Origin of the sequence: Noviherbaspirillum sp. Root189 (genome assembly GCF_001428545.1) — a bacterium.
Lineage (GTDB): Bacteria > Pseudomonadota > Gammaproteobacteria > Burkholderiales > Burkholderiaceae_D > Noviherbaspirillum.
Genome location: NZ_LMHZ01000060.1, coordinates 1 through 6,238 on the forward strand (window position 1 = coordinate 1; position 6,238 = coordinate 6,238).

The 6,238-nt window shown below is 51.7% G+C and carries 3 protein-coding genes and 4 pseudogenes; 2 read left to right on the forward strand and 5 right to left on the reverse strand.

Annotation, left to right across the window (positions count from 1 at the left end):
- Window positions 1-237: pseudogene (locus ASE07_RS29150) on the forward strand (site-specific integrase); the annotation flags it as partial.
- A gap of 724 nt (window positions 238-961) precedes the next feature.
- On the opposite strand, the gene ASE07_RS30085 reads toward ASE07_RS29150, so the two are convergent.
- The gene (locus ASE07_RS30085) at window positions 962-1,561 is read right to left on the reverse strand and encodes a tannase/feruloyl esterase family alpha/beta hydrolase (protein WP_235548606.1); all 600 of its coding nucleotides are present in this window, start codon (window positions 1,559-1,561) and stop codon (window positions 962-964) included.
- Window positions 1,562-1,577: 16 nt separating this feature from the next.
- Complete coding sequence (locus tag ASE07_RS30090) at window positions 1,578-2,699, reverse strand: tannase/feruloyl esterase family alpha/beta hydrolase (protein WP_235548605.1); 1,122 nt, start codon at window positions 2,697-2,699, stop codon at window positions 1,578-1,580.
- Between the two features lie 575 nt (window positions 2,700-3,274).
- Here ASE07_RS30090 and ASE07_RS30095 point away from each other — a divergent pair.
- Window positions 3,275-3,935: pseudogene (locus tag ASE07_RS30095) on the forward strand (IS3 family transposase); the annotation flags it as partial.
- Between the two features lie 397 nt (window positions 3,936-4,332).
- Here the strand turns inward: ASE07_RS30095 and ASE07_RS24680 are convergent.
- The 3 genes and pseudogenes from ASE07_RS24680 to ASE07_RS24685 all read right to left on the reverse strand — a co-directional run.
- Window positions 4,333-5,124, reverse strand: coding sequence for an SDR family oxidoreductase (locus ASE07_RS24680; RefSeq protein ID WP_057293481.1), 792 nt, complete (start codon window positions 5,122-5,124; stop codon window positions 4,333-4,335).
- Between the two features lie 647 nt (window positions 5,125-5,771).
- Window positions 5,772-5,954, reverse strand: a pseudogene (locus ASE07_RS28440) (ABC transporter ATP-binding protein); the annotation flags it as partial.
- Window position 5,955: 1 nt separating this feature from the next.
- A pseudogene (locus ASE07_RS24685) lies at window positions 5,956-6,238 on the reverse strand (ATP-binding cassette domain-containing protein); the annotation flags it as partial.

The window sequence follows — 6,238 nt, forward strand, 5'->3', positions numbered from 1 at the left end:
TGTCTTATGTTCCATAGCGTCCACCTAAGTAAGTTTGGTGGACGCCATCTTCCTGATCCATTCGGTGTGATTCAAGGTGACTTGGCTAGGCGCTTACCCAATGGCTGGGACATCAAAACGTTGATGGAATACGTTGGCTGGAAGGATGTGCATTCGGCGATGCGCTATGTCGATAGTGCCGATCCGTTTGCCCGCCATCGGATCAGTGAGATGCTGGCGATTGAGTCAACGAAGTAACGTGCTGAACTCAATTTTCGGCTAGCCTGATTCGATTTTTTCGAGAAGCGTTCGATACCGCTCCGGACGGTACCGAATAATGTTGAATTGCCGTCAAAGCCGACAAGGAGCTCGATGAGAGCTACCTTGCTGATCTCAATCAGACTGGAAATAACCCGTTTGGCATTCCAGACACCACATAATGGTGGCCCTCATCCCATCTCAAGACACAGCGACTACGGCCGGTTTTGAATCAGAAGCAGTCATTACCGATTCAGTGCCCACCGTCGCAGAATCGACCCGTTGCTGCCAGTCGGTTAGATTTCTTGAACGTCTGCTATACAAGAACAAGCAGTCATTTCCGCCTTAGATGCGATCGCGACTCGCCCGCCCGACGCTGCATCCAGCTCTCTCCGCAGTGGTTACCTTACATTTCAACCAAGTGCCCGAACTCTGGTAAAGGTACGAATATCGTTCAGATCGACGCTTCTTGACATCAAATGTTGTCTAAATTCTTGGAATATTGGTCGAGTCCGGTCTGGGCCTCCAATGTTCATAAATAACGAAAATGGAATTCCCTCAGATGGAAAGTTTGCTTCAGCGCGAACGATGCTGCAGCAATTCCACACGGTCCGATGTCCCGTAACGGGCAATTAAAGGATTCCATCAATAAAAGCAAACTGTCCACTGGAAGGTGGACGGTTTGCTGTGACGATATAGACGTTACCTGATAGACAGGCTGCTTCTATTCCGTCGCACAGGTAAAGCTCATCGCTAAGTTTGCATTTCCTTTGCCCTTATATTTTGGCCAGGCCGGGAACTCACAGAGGGGACGCGTACGACCTGGTACTCCAACCCCGTCGGTCGCAACCGGATTAACTGGCGCTGCACCTTTCTCTACCCAGTCCTCCAACGCACTTAGGGAACTCCAAAGTGGATGGAATGCCGTACCGACGACATGGTTAAACCCTGGAACCTCATAGTACCGCGCAAAACCTGCGACTTTCTCGAGGCCCATGGTGGCACGCAGACGTTTCATATACTGTTGTGATGACCGCGCGCTCACCAGTACATCATGTGTGCCGTGGATAATCAGCAGTTTTCCTCCCTTGGCCTGGAACGCCGAGAGATCCGTCTTGGTGGCTTCCTGCAGGCCCGACAGCGCTACGATACGCGACTGCCACGCACCAGGACTAACGGGATTGAGCGTCAGCCAGTTGAAATTCTGGTCCCGTGTAACGGCATTCCTTACCCACTGGTCGAAGAATGTGGCGCCGGACGGTGGCGAGGTAGTCGCTGTCACCGGTGGCAATGGATACCCGGGAGCCACATTGCCAAGGCCCACCAGCTGCAATGTTGGTTTAAGGGCAGCAGGAGCGCTCGAAGTGCCATAGTCCCCGCCCCAAACATTCCATCCCGGGTAACCAGTCTCGCGGGGAATTGAGCGTCTTGAAAGCATTGATCTGCACATCAGACAAGCAGTTATCTCCCGTGTCTGCACCGCCTGCGCACCGGAGCGGGGTAGTACCGTCAATCGTGGCAGTCAACGGGTCAAATGTCGTGTTGCATGCGGCATTATTGCTGATCACACCGTCGGCTACACCGTCGAGCCCGTCACAGGTGTTGATGGCGGCTTTATAAAGTGCGTCACGCTTCTGCTCGCTAACATATGCGCCCGGCTTTGCGAACTCCTGGCCCAGTCGTCCTACGGCAAGATTGAGCGCCACCGAATCCCAGGCAGGATACACTGCGATCGCTCCCTCGAAGTCTTGCGGCCAATTGCTAATGGATAGCAGTGCTTCGCGCCCGCCGGTGGAACCACCGACGAAATACACTTTTTCCGGCGCCGTAGCATAACGTGCCTTAATGATTGCTCCGGCCACGTCACGGGTCTTCTTGAGAGCTTCGCCGGTAAAATTCCTCAATGCTTCGTCGTTGACCGCGAATGACGCATCACGTACCGGGTCAATGGTACCGTCGTTCTTGCCCTGATGGCCGGAATCACTGCCAAAGACGGCATACCCGCGACCGAGTGGAACAGGCTGGGTGGAAGTATTTGTCGCGTAGTTTCCTGCTATATCGGGAATCGTGCCGTTGTTTCCCCCACCTCCATACATAAGTGCTTTTTTGTTCCAGCTGGTTGGCAGACCGACCTGGAATTTAATCTTCGGCGCGGTCTGATCGACTGGATTAATTTCCCCTTCTACTTTGCAATACTCTCCAACTGCCGTCGTCCCGACTCCTGCGGCAGGAATGACCTGAGCGTTCGTCACCACTGCACCGGTGGTAGGAAGCCCGATGGATGCGGCAGCGATCGTCATGCCCTTGAGATTTACACAGGGCACGGACGCCTGCGTAAATGTTTGAGGAGCACTGAAACTAATGTTTTCACCTGCGCCGCCGCCACATGCGGCCAATCCTATTCCGGCGATTGCCGCGGCAATAATTGACATGCTGGATGCCTGGATTCGTATAATGTTCAAGTCTCGCTCCTAGATTTTTTCTTGAAATAGAAAATAACGGCTTTACGCGGCACCACTTCGAGTGGGATCGGACGCACGTACTAGCCGCGATAGAAGTTACATGGATAGGATTTCTATTCGCACCTCCTTTTTTATCGGTCCAGTTCAATCGAGGAAGCCTCTTCTGCTGCCCTCGCAGATTTCGAGCTCAAGCGTACAAGCGTCGCTAACATAAGAAGCCAAACTACTTGCGCCGAACGCCCATCCTTAACGGCAGCCGACGCGAAGATACATAAAACGAAGACTCTGATTTAACGATCATCCTGTCTGCAATCATAAATATGCAGCCATCTCAAGGAAAAGATGGCAACAGGACATCTCCGGCTGGTTTGAGGACATTTCAGCATGAATTGCTGACCATACAGTGGGGTATTCGGTAAAGGTACGAACGACGACTGGTATGAATCTCCCGAATATTGAAGACTGAAGTCTCCTCGTTTTTTGTGGAAAATTGCATTTGATAAACTTCACTTTGTCATCGCCCAGCATGTTGAACCGATTACGGAACGAGCGAGATCAGATGGAATAGTTAAGACCTTCTGCAGCGGGAAGGCTGGCATATTAATCACAAAAGAGTTTATCGTTTGTACTCGTTGCAGGGGCTGGCCCTGCGTAGTAAGCGGCCGAGAAGGCATAAGAGCACGCAGACACGACAACCAAAGGCACCGGCTGATGCGATGAATCAGGCGTGGAGCATGGATTTTGTATCTGATGCGTTATTCAATGGCAGAAGGCTACGCACGCTTACAGTCATGGATAACTTCACACGTGAATGCCTGGCGATCCACGTTGATGCAAGCATTCGTGGTGAACATGTCTAGCAGTCATGGAGACGTTGTGTGCACGACGCGCAGCCCCTGTTTCCATTTCTGTAGATAATGAGCCGGAATTCATTGCAAAAGTGCTCGATAGGTGGGCCTATGAACACAAGGTATCACTCAATTTCAGCCGCCCTGGTAAACCGACGGACACTGCCTACATCGAATCCTTCAACGGCCGCTTCCGTGAGGAGTGCCTGAACGCCAACTGGTTTCTGTCCCTGGAGGATGCGCGAGACAAAATCGAAGCATGGCGCAGGACTATAATGAAGTTCGTCCCCATAGTGCGCTGGACTGGCTAACCCCGTGCGAATTTGCCCGCCAGGCAAGGGCTTGCAGGAAATCCGCCTTACCTCAACAGCCGGATTTTTCTACGTAGGCGTGGTCCTAATTCCGGTGCAGGGTCAAAAACGAACTTTACTAGATCCCGGCTGGCACTCTTTATTGGGGGCACATCACTAAACCTAATGCCGCTCGTTGAACTCCTAGCTATTCTAGTTATCCCATGGAACACGATGGCGGTATTGCCTTCGAAAATTTCCTACTTCATCGTTGATACTCTCTATCCGGGGCGATCTGTGTTCTTGTTGCAGGACAGGCCTCCTGAACCGACTTATGCTCTTTCCATCCCACGTCTAGCTGGATGCGGTCCATACTCGGCAGTGGTGCAGGGTTCGCTTGGCGTTTCCGTAGCCAAGCGCGGATATGAACTTTAATAGACCTTTGTTCCATACTTATTCCATATAAGGCGGACCGCCAGCATTGAGTTGTATCAATTATAGATATTCAACGTTTCCATCAACGCTTATCGTTTGGCCTGTTACATTGCGCGCCGCCGGAGAGCTCAAGAACACCGTCATCGCAGCTATATCATCTGGCGTTACCATTCTGCGGAGTGAAATTTTACGTAAATATTCCTCCCGCATAGTGTCCATGCTAACTCCCGTTGCAACTGCTCTGGCTTGTATGACGCTGTTCATCCGATCACCCTCTACAACACCGGGGAGGATCGCATTTACTCGAATTCCTTGCGGCCCTAGTTCAATTGCCAATGATTTCGTAAGTCCCAAAACTGCCCACTTCGACGCTGAGTATGGAGAACGATAGGCATACCCCAATCTACCTGCGACGGAACTCATTGCAATCACACAGGGATCCCTCTCAGAAAGCTTCAGTAGTGGAATTGCTCTGCGCACAAAGTAAAATTGGCTATTTACATTCACAGCAACAGTGCGTTCCCAGTCTGCGGTGGTAATGTTCTCGATCGGATCAGTTGGACCCGCAATACCTACGTTATTCACCAGTACATCTAGCCCACCTAGTGAAGCATTTAGGTCGTCAAACACAAGATCAACATCGTTTGAGACGGATGCGTCTGCCACAGTCACAGTAATATCAGGATGTGCGCGCGTAAATGATTCGACTGCGGTCCGATCGACATCGCAGACATGTACTCTTGCCCCGGCTTCGGAGAAAGCGCGTGCAATTGCGGCGCCAATTCCACTGGCGCCAGCTGTGACGAGGACTCTTAGGCCAGGCGCTGGGTGTAGCAAATTTAGGAGGCTCATAATGATTATCTCTTTCTATTATTAAGGGCAATCAGATAAGGTTGCGACCGCAGAATCGCGCCCACATATAAGCACAAGCAGCGAGCGAGACACCAATTCTCCGTCGTCCTTGGCAGTTTTGGGTCAGAGTTCATGATAAAGACAGAGCAATTTCAATAAAACACAAAAGTACTTCGTCAGGGTGTTCCCTGACGAAGTAAAACACCACTAACGTGTAGTGGAGGAGACACCTGCTAAATCGCTCTAGATTGTAAAATTGACGTTTGCAAGCCCACATGCATTCGTAAAGAACCAAAGGCAGCAAGCCACCCCTCTTACAAGGTTTTTACCGTGGTGCATTGTTAAGCACACCATCTAAAATTGTCTTGATTTACCTTACTTCGTCCCATGGACGTACCAACGGAATAGGCTTTTTTCCATTTGACCGTAGCGATTGCGGATGATGGCACCTGCAATGTCGTACGTTTCCTTCACGGCGTGCCTCATAAAATTCATGAACGCTTCATCGTTCACAGTCAAGGGCGCATCACGTACTTGATCAATCGTTCCATCGTTCGTGACGTGAAGCTCTGATTCAATAGCTTAACGTTCCGTTGCTTTGTCTGAAACTTAAAACAGCACGAAAACCATTCACAGCGTCCCGTCGGCTAGACCTCGAGCCATTCCTTGCGAATCGCTGCATTGCCGCGCAGGTCATCCGGCGTGCCCTCGAACACAATCGAGCCATGCCCCATCACGTACACGCGCTGCGAAATCTCCATCGCAATCGCCAGCTTCTGCTCGACCAGCAATACCGAAATGCCCCGGTTCTTCAACTCCTTCAGGTACTCNCCTCGAACACAATCGAGCCGTGCCCCATCACGTACACGCGCTGCGAAATCTCCATCGCAATCGCCAGCTTCTGCTCGACCAGCAATACCGAAATGCCCCGGTTCTTCAACTCCTTCAGGTACTCGCCCACCAGTTCCACGATCTTCGGCGCCAGCCCTTCGGTCGGCTCGTCGATCATGATCAGGTCCGGGTCGCCCATCAGCGTGCGGCACAAGGTCAGCATCTGCTGCTCTCCGCCCGACAGCACCCCGGCCGGCGTATGCTGCCTCTCCTTCAGCCGCGG

Excerpts from the sequence above, each read along its gene's own strand:
- ASE07_RS24680 (WP_057293481.1), bottom strand. The coding sequence starts at position 5,124 with ATGAGCCTCCTAAATTTGCTACACCCAGCGCCTGGCCTAAGAGTCCTC.